We start from the raw sequence: 22017 nt of genomic DNA, 5'->3' as shown, positions 1-22017 counted from the left end.
CCAACTTAATTGTGTGCTATTATCATATAACAGGAGAAACGGATGAATAACAATCGCCGAGGCGGCTTCATTCGAAGCAGCTTATTTTATATTATTGTATTCCTTGCTGTTGTTGGCATGATTTATGGGCTTTTCGGAAACGATAAGACCTCGTCAAAAACCATTACATCAAGTGAATTTATTAAAGCGCTGGATCGTGGACAGATTAAGAACATCACAGTTCAACCAGGTAATAGTATTTACAACATTACCGGTACTTATAAGAAAGCGCAGACAGTCAATCAAGATCGTGGTTGGAACGTGTTGCAACAAAAGCAGCGCGTGACAAAGTTTACGACAACATTGTTACCTAATGATTCGTCACTAAAAGAAGTCACTGAGATATCTAAAGATACGAATACAGATGTGACAACGAAGCAAGCAGAGACATCAGGATTTTGGGTTAATCTCCTTGTAACATTAGTACCAACTTTGCTATTAGTAGGTGTCTTTTACCTCATGATGAGCCAAGCTGGTGGTAAAGGTGGCCAAGGTGGTATGATGAGCTTTGGTAAGTCCAAGGCTAAGCCATCTGACCCAAAGGATAACAAGGTACGTTTTGCTGACGTTGCAGGTGCTGAGGAAGAAAAGCAAGAATTAGTTGAAGTTGTTGAATTCTTAAAAGCCCCAAAGAAGTTTGTTAACTTAGGTGCACGTATCCCCAAGGGTGTTTTGCTAGAAGGACCTCCAGGAACTGGTAAAACTTTACTAGCTAAAGCTGTTGCTGGTGAAGCGCGCGTGCCATTCTTCTCAATGTCTGGTTCAGACTTCGTGGAGATGTTTGTTGGTGTTGGTGCTTCACGTGTTCGTGATTTATTTGAAAATGCTAAGAAGGCTGCACCGGCCATTATCTTCATTGATGAAATCGATGCTGTTGGTCGTCGTCGTGGAACCGGAATGGGTGGCGGAAACGATGAACGTGAACAAACGTTGAACCAAATTTTGATTGAAATGGATGGCTTTGAAGGCTCTGAAGGTGTGATTATTTTGGCATCTACCAACCGTTCAGATGTCTTAGACCCAGCCTTGTTACGTTCGGGACGTTTCGATCGTAAGATTTTGATTGGTGCTCCTGATGTTAAGGGCCGTGAAGCCATTTTGAATGTTCATGCTAAGAACAAGCCATTGGCTGATGATGTTAACCTGAAGATGATTGCGCAACAAACACCAGGATATGTTGGTGCTGATTTGGAAAACTTGTTGAACGAAGCGGCTTTGTTAGCTGCACGTCGTAACAAGAAAGCGATTGATGCTGCAGATATTGATGAAGCAGAAGATCGTATTTTCCAAGGCCCAGCGAAAACAAATCGCGGTATGAGTGAATCAGAACGTCGGACAACAGCATTCCATGAAGCTGGTCACGCGTTGGTTGGTTTGGTAAAATCAGAAGCTAATATTGTACGTAAAGTAACTATTGTACCGCGAGGGCGTATCGGTGGTTATGCCTTAATGACGCCAAAAGCAGACCGTTACAATTTGAAATATTCTGAAGCAAAAGAACAGTTGGCTGGATTAATGGGTGGTCGTGCAGCAGAAATTGCCATGTTTAACGAAGCATCGTCTGGTGCTTCAAACGATTTCCAACAAGCGACGGGTCTTGCGCGTCAAATGGTGACAGCTTTTGGTATGAGTGGCAAGTTAGGTATGGTACAACTAGAAGGTAATGCCAGTGTTGGCTATGCCGAAACAGCTGGTAATCGTTCTTATTCAGAAGAAACATCGCGTTTGATTGATGAAGAAGTGCGACGTTTGTCTAGCGAAGCCTTTGATGATGCAATTGAAATTATCAAAATGCACAAAGATAAATTGACTGAAATTGCGGAAGCTTTGCTTGAAGTTGAAACATTGGATGAAAAGCAAATCCGTGATATTTACGAAACCGGCCAGTTTACACGTAAAGTATCTCAAGATGATAATGATGTGGCACGTGCTAGTTCATTTGAGGAAGCAAAGGCAGCAGCTGATGCTAAAGATTCAGAATCAGAGGAACAGTATCATGATCAAAAGGATGATGATCAGCAAGCATCTGATGATGCATCTGATAATTCTGGAGAAAAAGGACAAGATGAATCGGGTCCAAAGTCTGATGAGCAATCAACTCATCATGATGATAAATAATAAAAAGTTGGCTTCGGCCGGCTTTTTATTTTGGCTAATGTTTGAGACAATAATACTATTGAAATTTTATATAAGAGAGTAATTATGCAAGATAATTTAATTAAAGCAATCACTAAAGATGGTTATTTCCGTGCGTATGCTATTAATGGGACTCATTTAGTGAGTCAGTCTGCACAGACACATCAAACATCACGCTTAGGTAGCGTTGTTTTAGGTAGAGGATTATTAGCAACACTACTAACAGCAAATGCAGTATTAAAAGGTGAAGAACGTTTATCTATCACAATCAATGGTAGAGGTCCTATTGGTAATTTAGTTGTTGAAGCCAATGCTAAAGGCAGTGTCCGAGGCTATGTTACAAATCCGCAAATTGAAAATATAACCGATGATGCCGGCCATTTAAGTGTGGGCCAAGCAGTAGGTCAAAATGGCTTTTTACAAATCACAAAATTTGCGCCATATTCAGATCCTTATATTGGGCAAATCCAACTAGCTACTGGTGAAATTGGTGATGATTTCACTTATTATTTAGCTCAATCTGAACAAATACCTTCTGTTGTTGGTGTATCTGTTTATATGAATGAAGATGATACGGTGAGTCTAGCTGGTGGCTTCTTAATTCAAGGGCTTCCCGGTGTGACAGAATCTGCATTACGTCAATTAGAGGAATCACTGGCACAATTACCAGCTTTACCAGATATGCTAAAAGCTGGTTTAACACCATTGCAAGTTCTTGAAAAAATATTCGGCATGGATGCACTTGATGTGTTAGTCGATGAACCCGTTGGTTTAGCATCAGAACCGACAAAGGCAGAATATGCTAAAATGCTAGGTAATTTATCTGCGAACGAATTACAAAATATGATTGATGAAGATCATGGTGCTGAGGTTGTTGGTAAGTTTTCTGGCAAAAAATATTTCTTTGATGAAGATGAATTAAAGGTGATTTTGAAAGAAATCGAATCTAAATAAATATGCCGGTTTTAAAGCAGCATTTTTTTTGGTATGATTAATTATTAGTGAGATTGTGCAACAATAAAAGAATTGTCGCCACAGTCTAAGTTGAGGAGGATACCAACGTGGTTGAAGAAAAGGCTTTAAATGATCAAATGATTTCCCGCCGACAAAAATTAAAGGCGTTGAAAGACGATTTGCATTTGGACCCATTTGGTAAGCGATTTGAACGTACTGCCAAAGCGCAAGAATTACACGATAAGTATGATGATACATCACTTGAAACATTAGAGAATAATGGACAAGAAGTGATTATTGCTGGTCGTATGATTGCTAAGCGTGGCGCTGGTAAGATTATTTTTGCAGATATTCGTGATGTATCTGGTAAAATTCAAATTTATGCTAAGCGTGATGAATTAGGTGAAAATTATACTATCATTAAACGCTCAGATCTTGGTGATTTTTTGGGTATTAAAGGTAAAGTGATGAAGACAGAGGCAGGAGAGCTAACTGTTTTTGTTACAGAACTGACCCACTTAACCAAGGCCTTACGACCAATGCCGGATAAGTTCCATGGTATTGCCGATGTGGAAACACGTTATCGTAAACGTTATTTAGACTTGATTGCTAACGAAGATAGTTTTAAAAAGTTTCAACAGAGATCTCGTATTATTTCAGCAATTCGAGATTACATGGATAGCAACGAATTCTTAGAAGTTGAAACACCTATTTTACAAACTGAGGCTGGTGGCGCTGCAGCGCGACCATTTATTACGCATCACAACGCGTTGAATATTGATATGTACATGCGTATTGCAACAGAGCTCTATTTAAAGCGCTTGGTTGTTGGCGGTATGGAACGTGTTTATGAAATGGGACGTATTTTCCGTAATGAGGGAATGGATCCTAAGCATAATCCAGAATTTACGACAATGGAAAGTTATGCTGCCTATTGGGATTTCACTGATGTCATGAACGAAACTGAAGGTATTTTCAAAGCTGCAGCTAAAGTAGTGAGTGATGATTTGACAATCAATTATCAAGGAACAGATATTAATTTAGCAAAGCCTTTTGCACGTCAGCATATGGTTGATTTGATTAAGACGTACACTGGTGTTGATTTCTGGGAAGAAATGTCAATTGAACAAGCACGCCAATTAGCTGATGAACATCATGTGACCTATGAAGCTTATTGGCAAGTTGGACATATCATTAATGAATTCTTCGAAACGTTTGTTGAAGAAAAATTAATTGAACCAACTTTTGTTTATGGACACCCTGTAGAAGTATCACCATTGGCTAAGAAAAATAGTGATGATCCGAGATTTACAGATCGTTTTGAGTTGTTTATCGTGGGTAGTGAGTATGCGAATGCTTTTACTGAATTGAACGATCCAATTGATCAACGTGCTCGTTTTGAAGCTCAAGTAGCAGAACGTGAAAATGGTAATGATGAAGCTGAATCAATTGATGAAGATTTCATTGAGGCGTTAGAATATGGTATGCCACCAACAGGTGGATTAGGTGTCGGTATTGATCGCTTAATTATGCTGCTAACAAATTCAGATACAATCCGTGACGTTGTATTATTCCCAACGATGCGACCATAAAAAAGTTTGCTTAAAGTGTTGACAAGTCTAACTCTAGCTGGCATAATATAATAGTTGTGTTAAGCAATGAGTTAGTTATTCCGACTTAGCTCAGTTGGTAGAGCACCTGACTGTTAATCAGGTTGTCGTCGGTTCGAGCCCGACAGTCGGAGTTTTGAAATGGTCAGTCAATAAATTATTGACCGGCCATTTATTTTGCCGATATAGCTCAGTTGGTAGAGCACGGGTATCGTAAACCTGGGGTCGGAGGTTCAAATCCTCTTGTCGGCACTAAAAAAGCATCTTATACATTAAGATGCTTTTTTTAACGACTTAAATTATTGAGTACCTTAAGGACTGGTGAGAATGCTTTAAAATTTTGATAACGATCACCAATCAAAACACCATCATAACCTAAAGCATTGGCGATAGGTGAGCCGACTTCATCCATATGGCCACCGAGGATTAAACGATATTTGATATGAGGATAATGTGCTGACATAAAGGAGCGAATTCGATTATGGACATCGCGAATTTCATCAATCGAATAAAGTGCACGCCCCATTTCAGTTGAGGCCAAATTTTCATAAGCGATGATGATGGGTGCTTGAATATTTTGGTTGCGTAGTAAAATATCTAATTCTTCGGTGACAAGATCTAAATTACTATACTGACCAACCGATATAATCGGTAAGATATGGTGTTGCAGGGCATTAGCCAAACGATTACGGACAATGAGTAATCCCTCATTCAAGGATTTCCGTCGTTCAAGATGACCGATAAAGCTTGTCTTAATGTTGAGATGTGAGAGAACACTGGGAGATATTTCACCAACTGTGCGTTCTTGAATGGTTAAATTTTGAGAAATAATTTGAAAATTGTTGAAATCATTGGCTAGTGGTAAGGTAGGCGCTACTAATAATTCGGTTTGAATTGTAGCTGTATTGAGATCATGTAGAAATTGTAATTGTAATTTGAAATCAACTAAATTTTTGAAATTTAAGACTGTTAACATGACAGGGTTTCCTCCCAATTTGTTTAAAATGCATTTATAACTTAATTATAACAAGCCATATTTTGGTTCGCTTTAAATAAGTCTTTTTGGTATATTCTAAGAGACAATCAATAGAACAATCGAGGTAGTAACATGTACGAATATATCAATGGTTTAATTACTTTAGTTGAGCCAGCATATTTGGTAGTTGAAAATAATGGGATAGGCTATCGTTTGAATATTGCGAATCCATATCGTTTTACAGAAAAAACGAGTAGGATATTTTATATTGAACAAATTGTACGAGAAACGGAAATTAGTTTATACGGTTTTGCGGATGCATCTGAAAAAAAGCTATTTAATAAGTTGCTAGATGTCTCAGGAATAGGGCCTAAGAGCGCGTTAGCTATCTTGGCTAGTGATAGTGCTATAGGTTTAGCTAGCGCTGTTGAAAACGACGATGTGAGCTATTTAACGCAATTCCCAGGAGTCGGTAAGAAGACAGCGCAACAGATCATACTAGATTTGAAAGGGAAACTGGATGACTTAGTATCGGCGGCAGATGCGCCAGAACAATCTATAGTGTCTAAACAAGATCATCGGGCGTTAGATGATGCGTTAGATGCATTAATTGCACTGGGGTATACGAGTCGAGACGTGAAGATGATTGGTAAGAAGCTCGACGGGGTAGTGGATACGACAGATGGCTATATTCGTCAGGCATTAAAATTATTAGTAAAATAAAACAGACCACCCAATTGGATGATCTGTTTTTTATTGCCCCTGCTGGATTCGAACCAGCGCATGACGGGATCAGAACCCGTTGCCTTACCGCTTGGCCAAGGGGCAATGTCTTGAACACATTTATATATTTTACCGAAATAATGATTGTTTGGCAAGCTATATTTTTTTAGACAGCAAAAAATTTGCAAAAAAGGTCTAGACCAATTAAAATAAGAGTAAAGATAAAGGAGGTTGATGTGTGTTATTAATCAATTGATGATGGATAATGCATGCATGATAGCTGATGAAGATAATTAAAGATGTTACTTTATATACGGGTAATGGCCATATTGAAGATGCCTTTATGCGTTTTGATAAAACCATTCAACAAGTTGGTTATATGGCAGACTATCAACCAAAACCAGACGATGTAGTTATTACAGAAGCCAGCCATAAGATTATTGTGCCTGGATTCATAGATGTACACAAGCATGGCGGTTATGGCTTCGATACGATGGACGGTGATCCTGAAAAATTAAATCAGATGGTTAATCGAATGGTTACAGAAGGAATTACGACGTTATTTCCAACGACAATGACGCAAACCAAAGAAAATATCGAACAAGCCTTACGTGTGATTGATGAAGTAGCAGCCTACAATCCGGTAATTCAAGGTATTCATCTGGAAGGTCCTTTTATTAATAAAGTATTTATGGGCGCACAACCAGAAGCTTATATTATTGATCCAGATGTTGATTTGTTAGAACGCTGGTACGCGTTATCAGGGCAGCGTATTCGTCTTGTGACTTATGCGCCTGAGAACGGGGGTATTCCAGAGTTTGAACAGTTCATGTTGGATCATCATATTGTGCCGTCAATTGGTCATTCAAATGCGACACGAGCACAATTGTTAGCATCGCGCGCACATCATGTGACGCATTTATATAACGCGCAAAGTCCGATGCATCATCGTGAACCAGGCGTGACTGGGCATGCCATGTTAGAATCCGAAATAACGGGTGAACTCATTGCGGATGGTTATCATGTAGTACCAGATATGTTACAACTCGCTTATAATATTAAAGGTGCAAAACATTTAGAACTTGTGACTGATTCTATGCGAGCAGAAGGTTTAGGCGATGGGCAAAGTGAATTAGGTGGTCAAAAGGTTATTGTGAAAGATAAACAGGCACGCCTAGAAAATGGCCATTTAGCAGGCTCTGTGTTGGCCTTTGATGATGCTTTTGTTAATATCCAGAAGTTTACCACTGCTGATATTGAAGATGCCGTTCAAATGAGCGCAGTTAATCAAGCAAGAGAATTCAACTTAACACAAAAAGGTGAATTATCAGCAGGAAAAGATGCTGATTTTAATATTTTTGATAATCAATTAAATTTGCAAGCAACGTATTCTTACGGTCGTCGATTTGCAAGGGAGGTATGATGGGCACACCACGTTACATTGAAATTCATAATCAAATTCGTGATCGTATTGAAAATGGTGAATGGCAAAGTAGAAAAAGACTACCATCTGAGCGTGAGTTAGCTGAGATGTTTCAAGTATCACGCATGACACTGCGGCAAGCTGTACAGACATTGGTAGATGAAGGGCTATTAGAACGCCGTGTCGGTTCAGGCACGTTTGTGGCAGAACAAAAGGTATCTGAACGGGCATTGGGCGTGACGAGCTTTACTGAACTAATGGCTGAAACAGGTCGACATGCGACCACCAAAACAGTTAGTTACAAGGTGACAACACCCTCTGCATCGGAAATTGAACATTTGGCATTAAAGCCAACAGATGAAGTGCTTGTTTTGGAACGGTTACGATATGGCGATGACGAGCCTATCTTATTAGAACAAGCAACATTACCAATGAAACTCGTTGAAAATTGTACTCGTAGCGCATTAACAGAATCATTGTACAAAACCCTTGCCAGTATCGGTATTAAGCCGGGGCGGGCTAATCAAACAGTTGGTGCAGCCTTAGCTAATGAGCGTTTATCTGAACTTTTAGATATCAAACGCGGTGATCCTATTTTGACTGTTCGACAGGTATCTTACGATCAAAATGATACGCCTTTTGAATACGTTCGTTCCTATTACGTTGGTGAACGATTTGAATTTTCTTTGGTACGCTAAATAAAAAAGATATCGCGCAATATGCGATATCTTTTTTATTGCTTATTTATGAGATAAACGACGTGCTAGAACATCTCCGATAATTTGAACGGCAAGAACTAAGATTAAAACAAGCAGTGTAGCTAAGACAGTTGTATCAGTAGCATAGCGGTTATAACCATAAGCAATGGCCATATTACCCAAACCACCGGCACCGATAGCACCGGCCATAGCAGTCAATCCAATCAAGCTAATGAGTGTCACTGTGGAGACACGGATAAGTTCTGATCGTCCCTCGCGAAGATAAACACCGAATACAATATCCCAGAAGCTAGCACCGATACTCTGAGCAGCCTCGACAATACCTGCGTTGACCTCAGTCAGGGCCACTTGTACTTGACGAGCGTAGAAGGGAAATACACCTAATGATAATGGTACCAATGAAGCGGTTGTACCAATTTGTGTCCCCACAATTAGTTTAGTAAACGGTGCGATAAAGGCTAACAAGATAATAAAGGGGATTGCTCTAAACAAGGAAACAACCTTATCAAAAATCCAAAACAATGTTTTATTGGGTGCAATACCACTTGGGGATGTAATAACCAGACCTAAACCGAAAATAAGTCCGAGTAAACCACCAAAAAGAGCAGACCAGAATGTCATATAAATTGTTTGTGTAATGGCCGTCCACCAACCTGTATCACCACTCCAACCCTGATAAACAACATTGGGAAAATTTTGTTCAAACCATGTACTCATAATGACTGGCCTCCTTTAATTTTTTCAACATCCACCTCGTTATCATTTAACGCAGCAATTGCGTTCGTAATTGCTTGGGGTGTGCCCTGCAGAATGACGAGTAAACTACCAACTGGTGTGCCTTGTAACACTTCGATATTGCCATATAAAATATTAGCCGTCACATTAAAATCACGAAATAGTCGCGTAATAAGCGGCTGATCAGTGGTTTTGCCAACATAGGAAAGACGGACAAAGACAGCATTTTCAGCTAAATTGTGTACGATAGGTTGATGACCAACTGTTTCGATGGCTTTATCAATATTGGTGGCTGTTTCAATAAATTCCCTTGTCAATTGTTCTTTTGGCTGGGCAAATATTTCAAGCAAAGAACCACGTTCAATGATCTCACCATCTTGCATCACGGCAACTTTATTGGCGATTTCTTTAACAGCTTGCATTTCATGAGTGATTAAGACAACAGTTAAGCCTAATTTTTGATTGAGGCTTTTGAGCAGTGCTAAAATTTGGTTGGTCGTTTTAGGATCTAAGGCGGATGTGGCTTCATCAGAAATGAGAATTTCAGGATCATTGGCTAAGGCACGAGCAATAGCCACACGTTGTTTTTGACCACCTGATAATTGGGACGGGTAATTGTCAGCGCGATCTGATAAATCAACCAAAGCTAATAAATCAGCAACTTTTTGTGCTTTTTCTTTACTCGACAACTTACTGTGTTCCAAAGCAAACGCAACATTTTCGGTCACTGTGCGTTCATTTAACAAATTGAAATGTTGGAAAATCATGCCGATTTTTTGACGACGTAATCTCAAATCATTATTTTTGATTCGGATTTTGTCATTGGTATTAGCATCGTGCTTAAAAAAGGTTGTACCATTGACGACAACTGAGCCACTGGTAGGTTCTTGTAGTAAGTTAATAACACGAACTAGGGTTGATTTTCCAGCACCGGAATAACCAACAATACCATAGACATCACCACGTTCAATATGGACACTGACATTATTAACAGCTGTAATGGTCCTTTTCTTTTGTTTAAAACTAACAGTAATATTATCTAGAGCAATAATGGGTTCTGACATAAAATTCTCCGTTTTTATTAATAGTAGCATGAATAGTGCGCTGACTATATGTTAGTATTTTTTGGTATAATCAGCGATGAGTGCTTTTATAACGTCGATGTGTTCAAAATAATCACGTAAGCGAATATTTTCATTAGGTGCATGATCAAATGAATGCGCATAACCAATGCCTAAACTGGCAATTGGTGCTTGTGTTGCATGATATACATCAAACATTGGGCCTGTTCCAGCTGACGTTGGCATAATCATCGGCTCTTTTTGAGAAATACGACGGACAATATCGATAACTCGTAATACTTCCGGATCACTCATATCAGAGCGGTAGCCGGATTCACCCAATGTCTGCGTGACAGTAATATCATCAAAGCCAAGCTGATGGAAATGGGTTTGAATTTGTTGCACAGTCTTTTCTGGAGACATGTTTGGTACAAGACGGGCTTCCATTTTAGCAGAAGCCAACGCAGGTAGAACGGTTTTAACACCGTTGCCTTGATAACCGGTTTGAATACCTTCTATGTTAAGCGATGGTTGAAAGTAAAGTGTTTCCTGTAGATCCTCGCCGGTCTGCTGCGTTAAAAGTGGTACAGCGAGATGATATTGTTCAACTAACGCACTTGATGTGAGTGGTAACTGAGCTACTAATGCTTTTTCTCGGGCATTTGGTTGTAATACATCATCATAGAAACCTTTGACAGCAACGTGGTTGTTGTCGTCATATAATGTTGCAAGTGCACGCGTTAAACGCCAAGCAGCAGAATCAACAACTGCAGAAAGAGAAGAATGGAGATCAATATCAGCAGTCTGGACCGTCACGTCAAAAGTAACGATACCTTTTGTGCCACCAGAAACTTCGACACGTTCATCAGTACTACGATCACCAGATTCCCAAATAACTAAATCTGCCTTTAATTGTGATTGGTACTTATCAAGATAACGGGTTAAATCTTTAGAAGCGAATTCTTCGGCACCTTCTACAACAAATACAATATTAACAGGCAATTGTTGGTCATGCTCTGTTAGATATTCAACTAAAGCAGTAATGCGAGCAATCAGATTACCTTTATCATCGTTAACACCGCGACCCCATAGATGACCATCAGCTTCTGTTAGTTCCCATGGTTGCGTGCGCCATTGATCTAAAGGTTCAGCCGGTTGAACATCATAGTGGTTATAGATGATGACCGTTTTCGCATCGGGAACACTGGCTTTGAATTTAGCGATAATGAAAGGGGCATAAAAGCTGTTATCGTGTATGACCTCTGCACCTAGCGATTCAAAGATATGTGTAATAAAATTTGCGGCTTCATCTAAGTTTTCATGTTTAGCAGATACACTCGGAATTGCAATTAAATCTTTTAATACTTGTAAATAATGTGTTCTAATAGCTGATTGTGTCATATGTCCCTCCAATTAATATGTACGGCAAAAATTTGCCTTGGTTAATAATTTGTTTTGTTATTTTTTATAGTCCCAAACAGTAATTTGTGCGCCATCATAGAATTTATCAACAAGATCTTTGGTCTCTTTCGTTTGGAAAGATTTGACAACATCTTTGTATATTTGCTTATCTTTGTCTTTTTTGTTAGCGGCAATAAAGTTGAAATACTGCTCAGTATCCTTGTTCAAACCTTCAACAAAGATCGCACTTTTAATATTTAAACCAGCTGATTTGGCAAAATTAGTATTGACAACGGCGGCGCCGACTTTTGGATCATCTAAACTTTTGGCAGTTTGTGAAGCATCCACTGGGGTAACCTTCAGATTCTTGGGATTATCAGTAATATCCTTGGGCGTTGCTGTATTGGTGTCTTTTACTTTAATAACACCCGCTTCGGCTAGAACATGAATCGCACGATCTTGATTAGTTACATCATTGGGAACAGTGACCTGAGAACCAGCCTTTAATGCCTTAATATTTTTAGCTGAGTCGGAGTAAATGCGTAGCGGGGTTGTCCAAGTATCACCAATTGATACGATGTTAGTTTTGTGCGTTTTATTCCAGTTTTCAAGGAAAGGATAATTTTGGAATGCATTCAAATCAATATCGCCCTCTGATAAAGCTTTATTGGGCTGCGAGTAGTCGGTGAATTTCTTGGTTTTGACTGTAATACCATATTTGTCTTTTGCTGTTTTAGTGACAGAATCCCAAATTTTGTCTTCTTCTTTAGAACCAGACATAACACCAACAGTGACAGTCTTACTATCAGCTGATTGGCCGTTTGGTGCAAAACTAATGTAAGCAGCACCAGCAATCAATGCAATAACAATACCAGTAATTGTTCCTGTTTTTTTATTCATTATTTATTCCTCCATTAATTGGCCATTATTTTGAAAAATCAGTATCCCAAGCAGGTAATTCAACACCTTTGTAGACTGATTTAATCGTCTTCTTAGTTGCATCTGTTTGATAGGCTTTGACAACATCTTGATAAAGTTGCTTATCTTTGTCTTTTTTATTTGCTGCAATGATGTTTACCCATTGCTTAGAATCGCGATTAAGTGGTTCGACATAGATTGCGTCATGATAATCTAAGCCAGCTGTGTCAGCATACGTACCATTGACAACTGCACCGGCTAAATCAGATAGTGAACGAGCGGTTTGGTCAGCAGATAATTCTTTGATTTTCAGTTGCTTGGGATTATCGGTAATATCTTTAACGGTTGCTAATGCTTTACCGGATTTTAGACCAATAAGACCTGCATTTTTTAAGACATAAAGGGAACGACTTTCATTAGATGGATCGTTGGGAACGGCAATGGTATCACCCGTTTTGAATTGATTAACTTTTTGATATTTACTGGAATATAGACGAATCGGGGAAATAACAGTATCGCCAATTGCCACGATGTTTGTTTTGCTAGATTTATTCGTTGCATCTAGGAAAGCATAATGTTGAAAGGCGTTCAAATCAATGTCACCATCTGCTAGGGCTTTATTAGGTTGGGAATAATCACTAAATTCTTTTAATTTAATGGTGATACCATATTTATCTTTTGCCGTTTTGGATACAGTTTTCCAAATGGCGTCATCTTGTTTAGAACCAGACATAATACCAATCGTGACGGTTTTATCCGAATTTTGTTGATTACGTCCAAAGCTGAGATAGGCAGCACCACCGATTAAAACGACAACCGCACCGCTTATTAAATATTTTGATAATTTACTCATAATCTTCTCTCCAGTGTCTATCACATTGTGTATTTATTTTTAAAACGTTCAAGGAAACAAAAAAGGTCGCTTCTGTATCTAATATTTAGATACAGAAGCGACCGAAAACGCGTTACCATTCTGAATTGTGGATGAATCATTACTAAAACACCCCTCAGCGATCATCGGGCATCAGAAGATGATCCTAGCCGAATGATGTGCCCAGTAACGAGGGCCAAACCGTTACTAGCTTAACGGTAAACCGATTCGCTAGTACCAATCACAGGTCATTTTCATAGCGCCACGCACAGCCGTTTTCACCAACCACGACTTCTCTATGCTTTGCAAAGCTATTACTTTTCTGTTCAACTTGTTTCGTTTTAAAAATCTGTAACACATATAATGACAGATTAATAAGGTTTTGTCAAATTTTTTTTAATAATTATGGCATAAAAGCGTGAATACTTTTATTATCAAACAATGATAAATAGATGATTAACAAAATAAGACTCGAACCTAATAGAGATAGACTGTCTAATATTTGTGACAAAAAGCCTGACAACAACGCGCCGATTAAAAATGCCATGACGACTGAGAAAAATAAGCGGGCTTTATCAAAACTTTCTTGGGTATGGTTGAGCAAGTAATCCGCAGCGTGCTTACCAATATTACGAATGTTACCAGTTGCCATAACACTACCATATGGTAGACCACGCATCTTGGTAAAAGTATCAGCTTGAATGGCCATGATGAATGATGTCATGGTAATAAAGAAAGTTTCACTCAGATGGCTACCAAGTAGACTAATTAGTGTAATGCCGATGAGCTGGCATAAGACGCTGTGTTGTGCAATCGAAAGTCGTTTGGCTGGAAAAAAATGGGTAATAATTGTGTTGAAACTAACACCGAGGGCAAAGCAAATGATGGGCCAAACGAAAGTGACAGCATCATGCATATTGCCTTGCGAAAAATTAACGGCAGCTTGAATGACGTTTCCTGACTGTAAGCTGGCAAACCGTTGGTCTTGGTATTGAAAAGTATAGGCATCTACGAAACCAGAATTCATTGCAACAAGTAAAGCAATACTGAATTTTTCGTGAATGGGATGAATTTTTGACATGAGCACTACTCCATAGAATAAAGTATAAAAGAATATTTTATCAGGTTTCATGATGGTTGGGGGACTTATTTGAAACAATCGTACACATCATAAATTATACTATTCTGTCATAGAATTTAATTTAAAGGTTTGTTATACTTGAGACATAGATAATTTCTGAGGGAGTAACTGACGGAATGTTCGTGGCTGAATCGTCAAAGCAAAACAATTATGTTTTATATCGTGCTTTTAAGCACCGGTTCAGCCTTAAACAGTGAGACTCATACAAACGCTTATTTGTGTTTGTATGGGTCTTTTCTTTTAGCATATTCTAAGGATTTTATGTTGAAAAATGCTATGCTAATAGCATTAGGAGGAATAACCAATGGGAGATAAACCACTTTATAACCAGGACAGCCAAAAAATCTTAGCTGACTTGGGAACAGATGCACAACAAGGGTTAAGCATCAAGACTGCTGCCCAGCGTCTCGAAAAAAACGGACCAAACCAGTTAAATAAGGCCAAATCAACGACTTTATTACAAAAGTTTATTAATCAATTTAAAGACTTTATGATTGTAATATTGTTAGTAGCAGCTTTGATTGCGGCGTTTACTGGTGAATTGGTTGATGCCATTTTCATTTTGGCTATCGTGATTATTAACGCTGTTTTCGGTGTCTTTCAAGAAGCAAAGGCTGAAGATGCCATTAACGCCTTGCAAGAAATGTCAACACCAAGTGCTAACGTTATTCGTGGTGGCAAAGAATCATCCGTTAAATCAACAGAATTAGTTATTGGTGATATTGTTCGTTTGGAAGCTGGCGATATTGTACCAGCGGACTTACGCTTAATCCAGTCAGCATCGCTTCAAATTGAAGAAGCTGCTTTAACTGGTGAATCTGTACCCGTCAATAAAGTTTCTGAAACACTGACAGATAAAGACTTACCTTTGGGTGATCGTACGAACCTGGCTTTCATGAACGCCAATGTGACTTATGGTCGTGGTGTTGGTGTCGTGACTGGTACTGGTATGGATACTGAAGTTGGTCGTATTGCTGGTATGCTGGAAACAGCTAATGAAACAAAGACACCATTGCAAGAAAACTTAATGCAACTTGGTCGTGTGTTAACTTATTTAATTTTGTTTATTGCGGTTGTAACATTTATCGTTGGTATGCTTCGTCACCAAGAAACATTTGTTAATATGCTGTTGACATCGATTTCTTTGGCCGTCGCTGCGATTCCAGAAGGATTGCCAGCCATCGTGACGATTACTTTGGCATTGGGAACAACGCGAATGGCTGCGCGTCAAGCATTGGTCCGTAAGTTGCCAGCTGTGGAAACATTAGGTTCAACGGAAATCATTGGTTCTGATAAAACTGGAACTTTGACACAAAATAAGATGACTGTTGAAAAGTTAGTTGTTAACGCTGAAATTTCAGAGGCTGATACAGCAACTTTAGATGGTACTTATGCGCGTTTGGCTGATTTATTGGCTCTAAACAATGATACAAAACGGACAGATGATGGCTTGATAGGCGATCCTACAGAAACGGCATTGATTGCCTTTAATCAAAAGCATGATCGTGATATTGATGCTTTATTTGATAAAATGCCACGTGTCGCTGAATTGCCTTTCGATTCGGATCGAAAGTTAATGACAACCATTCATCCAGCACCAGATGGCCATATTATTACGGTTAAAGGTGCACCTGATGAGTTGTTAAAGCGCTCAACACAAATCGAAATGAACGGCGAAGTTATTGCGTTAAGTGACGATATTCGTCAAAAGTTATTAGATATAAACTCTGAATTAGCACAACAAGCATTACGTGTTTTGGGATTTGCATATCGCTTATCAGCTACAATACCAAATGAATTAACATCTGATGTTGTTGAAAATGACTTAGTCTTTACTGGATTCGTTGGTATGATTGATCCTGAACGTCCTGAAGTTGCTCAAGCGGTTGCTGAAGCGAAGGCTGCAGGTATTCGACCAATGATGATTACTGGTGATCATCGTGATACTGCAGCGGCTATTGCGATGCGACTCGGTATTTTGGACGAAAAGGACAAAGATACCGCGGTTATATCTGGTTCTGATTTAGACGCAATGACTGAAAAAGAATTTGCTGATAACGTTGTTAACTATAGTGTCTATGCGCGTGTCGCACCAGAACATAAGGTTAAAATTGTGAACGCATGGCAAAAGAAGGGCAAGATTGTTGCCATGACTGGTGATGGTGTTAACGATGCACCTGCATTGAAGGCTGCTGACATTGGTATTGCAATGGGTATTACAGGTACCGAAGTGTCTAAGGGTGCCTCTGATATGGTATTGGCTGATGATAACTTTGCCACTATTGTGCATGCAATTGAAGAAGGGCGTAAGGTCTTTGCCAATATCCAAAAGGCGTTGCAATATTTGTTAGCTTCTAACTTAGCAGAAGTTATTTCAATTTTCGTTATGACATTGTTAGGTTGGAACATTTTAGCGCCAATTATGATTTTGTGGATTAACTTGGTGACAGATACGTTACCAGCTATTGCGTTAGGTATCGAGCCTGCTGAAAAAGGTATTATGAAGCGCACACCGCGTGGCCGAACCGCAAGTTTCCTATCCGGCGGGGTTGGACCAGCTATTTTGTGGCAAGGAACATTGCAAGCAATTATCGTACTTTCTGTTTACGGCTTTGCTTTGGCACATCCTGTCCACATTGAAACGGATTGGGCCCATGCCGATGCTTTGACAATGGCATTTATGACACTTGGCTTAATGCAGATGTTCAACGCCATTAACGTTAAGTCTGTCTATGGTTCAATGTTTGGACCACAAGCCTTTAAGAACAAAATGTTTAATTGGGCCTTGGTTGGTTCGCTGTTAGTTATGGCCGCTGTTGTTGTTATTCCACCACTTAATCCAGTGTTCCATGTGACACACTTAGATGCTTATCAGTGGGGAATTGTCTTAGTTGCCGGTTTGAGTATCATTATTGTCGTTGAACTGGTAAAATTGATTCAACGTAGAATATTCAACAAAAGGTAAGAATTCAAGTGGCTAAATTTAATCCAAAAGCAGCACAACAATATGTGCAAACATTACAAAAAGTACTCGTTTCAACTGAAGAAATTGCAACGAATGTTGAACCATTCTTTTCAAAACTTGCAACCGCAATGGATGCGCAAGATTTGACGCAGTTATCTCAGGCAGAGTTTTCTGAAATTAAAGCAGAGTTTGAAGACACAGTAAGTGCCTATCAAAATAATGCACAAACATTGCAACATGCACAAGCACCTGTTCGTTTGTTAGGTACACATAAAAGTTTAGTTAAAAACTATCAAAACTATGCTGACGCAACACAGATGATGAGTGATGCATTGCATATTGCAGACCAAAGTGTCGACAATGAAGCTTTCAAAAAATCTGAAAAAGACCAAGAAGATTACATGGGTAAAATTCAAACGAATATTCAGAAAATTATGATGGCTAGTAGATAAAAAGCAGCGACAAACGTCGCTGTTTTTTTGTACAATAAAATGGATGACGAATGATGAATTACAAAACTTAGTACAAAAAATATCACAGCAGGATTTCAAAAGATCTTTTAAGCACCAAGCAATATTTAATGTGCGTTTAAGGACAACGGGTGGACGATATATTTTGAAAACACATAATCTGGAATTCAATCCTAAAATGATTAGTGTTCCTGAATTTGAAGCGATTATTAAGCATGAATTGGTGCATTATCATTTACATTTGATGCATAAAGGGTATCGTCATGCGGACCAGGATTTTAAAACATTACTTGCTCATGTTGGTGGTATACGATATGCACCTAAATTGGCAATATCACAACATTATTGGCATTATCAGTGTGAAAATCGACATGATATTTTTCGTATTAGACGGTTCCAAGTTACGCATTATCGCTGCCGACAATGTGGTGGGCGATTACAGTTAATTAATCGAACATAAATGACATTAGACTATTGATAATTCTAATAAAAATGATTATAATAGTATGGTATTGCAGATGTGGCGGAATTGGCAGACGCGCAGGATTAAGGATCCTGTGCCCGCTTAGGGCGTGCGGGTTCGACTCCCGCCATCTGCACTCATATGACCACTTTATCATTAAGCTGATAAGGTGGTCTTTTTGATGTGATGAAACAATACGCGTTATAATAACTCATGATGTCATGGATAAAGATGAGGCAGTAATCAGTATGGCGAATGAATTAAGTACAACACAGGCAGCAGCATTTTTAAAAGATGAGGGGTGGGATTTTGCTGCAATTCAGGCTTACCGGAGATATGTCAGCAGTATATTTCGTCGTGTTGTTGCGCCAATGAAACCCAAACTTGCGCTAGAGCTTAAGCAAAATTGTTATCAAATTGGTTCACCGCTATATACAGTTATGTATCGTGCTAGTCGACTATCAGCAGCAGATAAGTTGGCATTAATACTACAGCAATGCACAGCAGTGATTGATCAGCACGGTTTTTTGCAATTAGGACAGCGCTACAGTTTTAGTCCAACAATGGCGCCACATGACCAATTTTTGCGCTATTTAAGAAAACAAGTGCAACGGGCATTTCCTAAAAAATCTTTAAAACAATATGCGACAGATGGGCCTCATGCTGATGTGGCACGAAAAATTCATTTATTTAGGAGTTACATCGATCGACATAATATTATCTATATTCGAGAGCATTTTGCGGGTAGTAACGACTTGGAGAAGCTCTTAAAATATGGTCAAAAGTTTCATTTGAAATTTGATTATAGTACTGGTGCTAATTATCATAACCGCTTTTTGAGTCATCAAACATGGGACTATCCTAAAAATATGAAAATACAAGTGACAAAGCATAGTCGTATGTCAGAATTTATTGTGGATTTAGTGAGCGGTCAGTTTGTGAGTGAATGGACACTTTATCAAATTCATTCTAATCAGATGGTGGATAGCGATCCGATGCACTATGATTTAACGACAATTGCTGCAATTGCTAATACGGCATCATTCAATTATGGCTTACCAATCGGACAAAATGTGACGCTAGATTTCTTGGATCATCATAGTCATCGGCGGTTGGATGTACAACATCCAGACGACCCTGATATTCGCCGATTAGCGACGAATAGCTATCAGACCACATATTGGCAGTATGAAAAGGACTATCCAACTGGTCGCTATGCGGATATTGTTAAAAAGGGGATACGAGATAATTTGGCTTGGCAAAAAATACCAGCTCATCAGCGCTCAGAAGTGTATGATGATTTTGTAAATTATTGTATTCAGCGGTTACCTTTGCGTAATCCGGGATTTTATCATTATAACAAGCAACGGCATTATAACGGTACGCTAAAATAATGGTTAGAGATAATATCTGTATGAGAACGTATAATAACAAAGCAGCATTAATTGTAACGATTAAACATTCATAACGAGATAAGAACAATGCGTGCTGTGATTGTTGAATTTTAGAATGAAAATTTGGCAACCAAAAAACTAGTACGAGTAAAATAACAGCGTAAACGTTATCAAAAATTAAGAAAGTTTAAATATGTCTTAAAAAGGACATATCAGCTGTTAGGATGGTTATATGATTAATTTTAAAGTTTTACCTAACATTTTAACTTCTTTTCGTATGGCCCTTAGTCTTATCAGCATTTTTATGTTAGTGTCACGCACAACTAATTTATGGGTATGGTTCTTTGTTGTTGCGCTAGTGCTTGATGTATTAGATGGCGCAGTAGCACGTAAATTAAATGTTGCGAGTGAATTAGGCACACAATTAGATTCTTTTGCTGATTATATTGCATTCGGTATTATTCCATCACTATTTATTTTCATTAAATGTCATTATGATAGTACGATTGCTATTATGCTAATGTTTTTCTTGCTAGCAGGTGCTTTTCGTTTATCACTGTATAATACAAAATATGCTAATCAATCGTGTTTTCATGGCGTACCTATTCCGTTTGCAGCTTTTGTATTAGTTATTAGCATGAATTTAAATTTATATTTTCTCATTCTTGTGATTCTGATTTTAGCTATAAGTATGATTATGCCAGTTAAAGTACCAAGTTTGAAAGGAATGCTAGATAGTGAATAAATTCGCTTATGACTTCGTCTGTACACTGAGTAATAATATGATGACTTCAACGTTCATTAATCGAGTAAGTCGACGACGTTTAAGTCGTTTTTTTATAGCACCATATCGTGCGCTTTTTAAGATTAAAGATGATGGTAAGCAGTATGCTAGTTTGCATGATTTCTTTACGAGGTGCTTACCATTCAGCCAGCAACAAGAGTTAAGCAATCTTGATATGACGACAGATGACATTATAAGTCCTGTGCAGGGTAAAATTGCTTTCGTTGGTGAAACTAAAGGGCAGACACAGTTTTTAATCAAAAATCAAACGTATACACTAAGTGAATTGCTCGGACAAGAAGTGGACATAACAAATAACTATGCCTGTGTCTTGTTTTATTTAAGTCCAGCAAATTATCATCGCTTCCATGCACCAGTGACTGCAAGTTTTCAATATCAAAAAGCCTTGGGGAAATATTCCTATCCGGTTAATGATATGGGTCTCAAATACACGGAAAAATTGTATGCTAAGAATTATCGACATGTGTACTGTATGAATGAGCAATCATATTTTATTGCGATTGGAGCAATGAATATTAATTCAATTACGACACACCTCACTCAAGTACCGACAAAACAGTGTATCGGTGAAGAAATTGGCTTTTTTTCTTTTGGTTCATCGGTATTACTACTACTAGATCAGTCAGAATATAAGCTATCTAGTACATTAACAGAAGGTATGCTAATCAATGTTGGTGATATCATAGGGGGACGGGCACATTGGCAGTCAGTCAAATAGAACAATTAGTATCAGAATATGGTTATTTTATTATTTTTGCATCGATGGTATTGGGGTTAATTGGCTTACCGATTCCCGATGAAATTTTATTGACGGTATCCGGTTATTTTGTTAGAAATGGTCACCTCACTTATTTCTTGACGATCGTTGTGGCAACACTTTCATCATCTCTGGGTATGGCGATTAGTTATATGATTGGGAAATACTCGGGAAAATTGTTTACAAAACGATTCCAACATCGCAAGGCCTATACTTGGGCGCAAAAATGTATTCATCGATATGGTCATTTTGCAGTGATTTTTGGTTACTATATCCCTGGCGTGCGGCATATGACGAGTTACATTACTGGTATTATGGGGATGCCATTTAAATTTTATATGATAAATGTTGTTATCGGTGCGTTCTTATGGGGAAATGTCTTTATTGGTATTGGCTATTTCTTAGGAATTATGGAATAAAAAAAGCAGTCACAATTAATGTATTGTGACTGCTTTT

General features: G+C 38.5%; 20 protein-coding genes and 4 tRNA genes. 16 read left to right on the top strand and 8 right to left on the bottom strand.

The window, feature by feature from the left end; all coding sequences use genetic code 11:
• Window positions 1-42: 42 nt before the first annotated feature.
• The 5 genes from ftsH (at window position 43) to C5L23_RS02390 (ending at window position 4991) form a co-directional block, all read left to right on the top strand.
• The gene (gene ftsH / locus C5L23_RS02410) at window positions 43-2157 is read left to right on the top strand and encodes an ATP-dependent zinc metalloprotease FtsH (RefSeq protein WP_010007510.1); all 2115 of its coding nucleotides are present in this window, start codon (window positions 43-45) and stop codon (window positions 2155-2157) included.
• Window positions 2158-2241: 84 nt separating this feature from the next.
• Complete coding sequence (gene hslO / locus C5L23_RS02405; RefSeq protein WP_133264239.1) at window positions 2242-3129, top strand: Hsp33 family molecular chaperone HslO; 888 nt, start codon at window positions 2242-2244, stop codon at window positions 3127-3129.
• 107 nt (window positions 3130-3236) lie between these two features.
• On the top strand, window positions 3237-4721 hold the full coding sequence (gene lysS / locus C5L23_RS02400) for a lysine--tRNA ligase (protein ID WP_010007509.1): 1485 nt from the start codon (window positions 3237-3239) through the stop codon (window positions 4719-4721).
• A gap of 79 nt (window positions 4722-4800) precedes the next feature.
• Window positions 4801-4873 (top strand) — tRNA-Asn (locus C5L23_RS02395).
• A gap of 45 nt (window positions 4874-4918) precedes the next feature.
• Window positions 4919-4991: transfer RNA gene (locus tag C5L23_RS02390), tRNA-Thr, on the top strand.
• 34 nt (window positions 4992-5025) lie between these two features.
• Here the strand turns inward: C5L23_RS02390 and C5L23_RS02385 are convergent.
• Entirely contained in the window at window positions 5026-5715 is a 690-nt protein-coding gene (locus tag C5L23_RS02385) for a triose-phosphate isomerase (RefSeq protein ID WP_010007508.1), read from the bottom strand.
• Between the two features lie 132 nt (window positions 5716-5847).
• Here C5L23_RS02385 and ruvA point away from each other — a divergent pair, with 132 nt between their 5' ends.
• On the top strand, window positions 5848-6438 hold the full coding sequence (ruvA, locus tag C5L23_RS02380; RefSeq protein ID WP_010007507.1) for a Holliday junction branch migration protein RuvA: 591 nt from the start codon (window positions 5848-5850) through the stop codon (window positions 6436-6438).
• A 33-nt stretch (window positions 6439-6471) separates the two neighbouring features.
• Here the strand turns inward: ruvA and C5L23_RS02375 are convergent.
• A tRNA-Gln gene (locus C5L23_RS02375) sits at window positions 6472-6543 on the bottom strand.
• 178 nt (window positions 6544-6721) lie between these two features.
• Here C5L23_RS02375 and nagA point away from each other — a divergent pair.
• The gene (gene nagA, locus C5L23_RS02370; RefSeq protein WP_010007506.1) at window positions 6722-7861 is read left to right on the top strand and encodes an N-acetylglucosamine-6-phosphate deacetylase; all 1140 of its coding nucleotides are present in this window, start codon (window positions 6722-6724) and stop codon (window positions 7859-7861) included.
• Window positions 7861-8559, top strand: a complete 699-nt coding sequence (locus C5L23_RS02365) for a GntR family transcriptional regulator (RefSeq protein WP_010007505.1) — start codon at window positions 7861-7863, stop codon at window positions 8557-8559. Before nagA ends, C5L23_RS02365 begins: the two co-directional genes overlap by 1 nt.
• Before the next feature lie 42 nt (window positions 8560-8601).
• Here C5L23_RS02365 and C5L23_RS02360 read toward each other — a convergent pair whose 3' ends face one another.
• From C5L23_RS02360 to C5L23_RS02335, 6 genes are all read right to left on the bottom strand, one after another.
• A complete protein-coding gene (locus C5L23_RS02360) occupies window positions 8602-9297 on the bottom strand; it encodes a methionine ABC transporter permease (RefSeq protein ID WP_010007504.1) in 696 nt (231 codons plus the stop codon).
• A complete protein-coding gene (locus C5L23_RS02355) occupies window positions 9294-10379 on the bottom strand; it encodes a methionine ABC transporter ATP-binding protein (RefSeq protein WP_010007501.1) in 1086 nt (361 codons plus the stop codon). The genes C5L23_RS02360 and C5L23_RS02355 overlap by 4 nt, the downstream gene beginning before the upstream one ends.
• Before the next feature lie 51 nt (window positions 10380-10430).
• On the bottom strand, window positions 10431-11777 hold the full coding sequence (locus C5L23_RS02350; protein WP_133264238.1) for a M20/M25/M40 family metallo-hydrolase: 1347 nt from the start codon (window positions 11775-11777) through the stop codon (window positions 10431-10433).
• Between the two features lie 57 nt (window positions 11778-11834).
• Window positions 11835-12677, bottom strand: coding sequence for a MetQ/NlpA family ABC transporter substrate-binding protein (locus tag C5L23_RS02345; RefSeq protein WP_133264237.1), 843 nt, complete (start codon window positions 12675-12677; stop codon window positions 11835-11837).
• A gap of 25 nt (window positions 12678-12702) precedes the next feature.
• The gene (locus C5L23_RS02340) at window positions 12703-13548 is read right to left on the bottom strand and encodes a MetQ/NlpA family ABC transporter substrate-binding protein (protein WP_010007497.1); all 846 of its coding nucleotides are present in this window, start codon (window positions 13546-13548) and stop codon (window positions 12703-12705) included.
• Between the two features lie 421 nt (window positions 13549-13969).
• On the bottom strand, window positions 13970-14647 hold the full coding sequence (locus C5L23_RS02335; protein WP_010007496.1) for a YoaK family protein: 678 nt from the start codon (window positions 14645-14647) through the stop codon (window positions 13970-13972).
• Between the two features lie 364 nt (window positions 14648-15011).
• Between C5L23_RS02335 and C5L23_RS02330 the strand changes: the two genes are divergently transcribed.
• The 8 genes from C5L23_RS02330 (at window position 15012) to C5L23_RS02295 (ending at window position 21980) form a co-directional block, all read left to right on the top strand.
• On the top strand, window positions 15012-17672 hold the full coding sequence (locus C5L23_RS02330; RefSeq protein WP_133264235.1) for a cation-translocating P-type ATPase: 2661 nt from the start codon (window positions 15012-15014) through the stop codon (window positions 17670-17672).
• Between the two features lie 8 nt (window positions 17673-17680).
• Window positions 17681-18124 (top strand): hypothetical protein, encoded by a 444-nt coding sequence (locus C5L23_RS02325; RefSeq protein ID WP_010007491.1) that lies wholly within the window; start codon window positions 17681-17683, stop codon window positions 18122-18124.
• Window positions 18125-18167: 43 nt separating this feature from the next.
• Complete coding sequence (locus C5L23_RS02320; RefSeq protein ID WP_010007488.1) at window positions 18168-18602, top strand: SprT family protein; 435 nt, start codon at window positions 18168-18170, stop codon at window positions 18600-18602.
• A gap of 54 nt (window positions 18603-18656) precedes the next feature.
• Window positions 18657-18741 (top strand) — tRNA-Leu (locus C5L23_RS02315).
• 112 nt (window positions 18742-18853) lie between these two features.
• Window positions 18854-19999, top strand: coding sequence for a DUF3114 domain-containing protein (locus C5L23_RS02310; protein WP_010007487.1), 1146 nt, complete (start codon window positions 18854-18856; stop codon window positions 19997-19999).
• Between the two features lie 232 nt (window positions 20000-20231).
• Window positions 20232-20744, top strand: coding sequence for a CDP-alcohol phosphatidyltransferase family protein (locus tag C5L23_RS02305; RefSeq protein WP_010007486.1), 513 nt, complete (start codon window positions 20232-20234; stop codon window positions 20742-20744).
• Between the two features lie 37 nt (window positions 20745-20781).
• The gene (gene asd / locus C5L23_RS02300; RefSeq protein ID WP_133264234.1) at window positions 20782-21522 is read left to right on the top strand and encodes an archaetidylserine decarboxylase; all 741 of its coding nucleotides are present in this window, start codon (window positions 20782-20784) and stop codon (window positions 21520-21522) included.
• Window positions 21504-21980: a DedA family protein gene (locus tag C5L23_RS02295; protein WP_010007483.1), complete on the top strand. Its 477-nt coding sequence runs from the start codon at window positions 21504-21506 to the stop codon at window positions 21978-21980. Before asd ends, C5L23_RS02295 begins: the two co-directional genes overlap by 19 nt.
• The last annotated feature ends 37 nt before the right edge of the window (window positions 21981-22017 follow it).

The sequence above is a fragment of the Leuconostoc fallax genome, assembly GCF_004354645.1.
Classification (GTDB): Bacteria; Bacillota; Bacilli; order Lactobacillales; family Lactobacillaceae; genus Leuconostoc_B; species Leuconostoc_B fallax.
The sequence above is the reverse complement of the archived record's forward strand: the minus strand, read 5'-3'. Positions and strand labels throughout refer to the sequence as shown.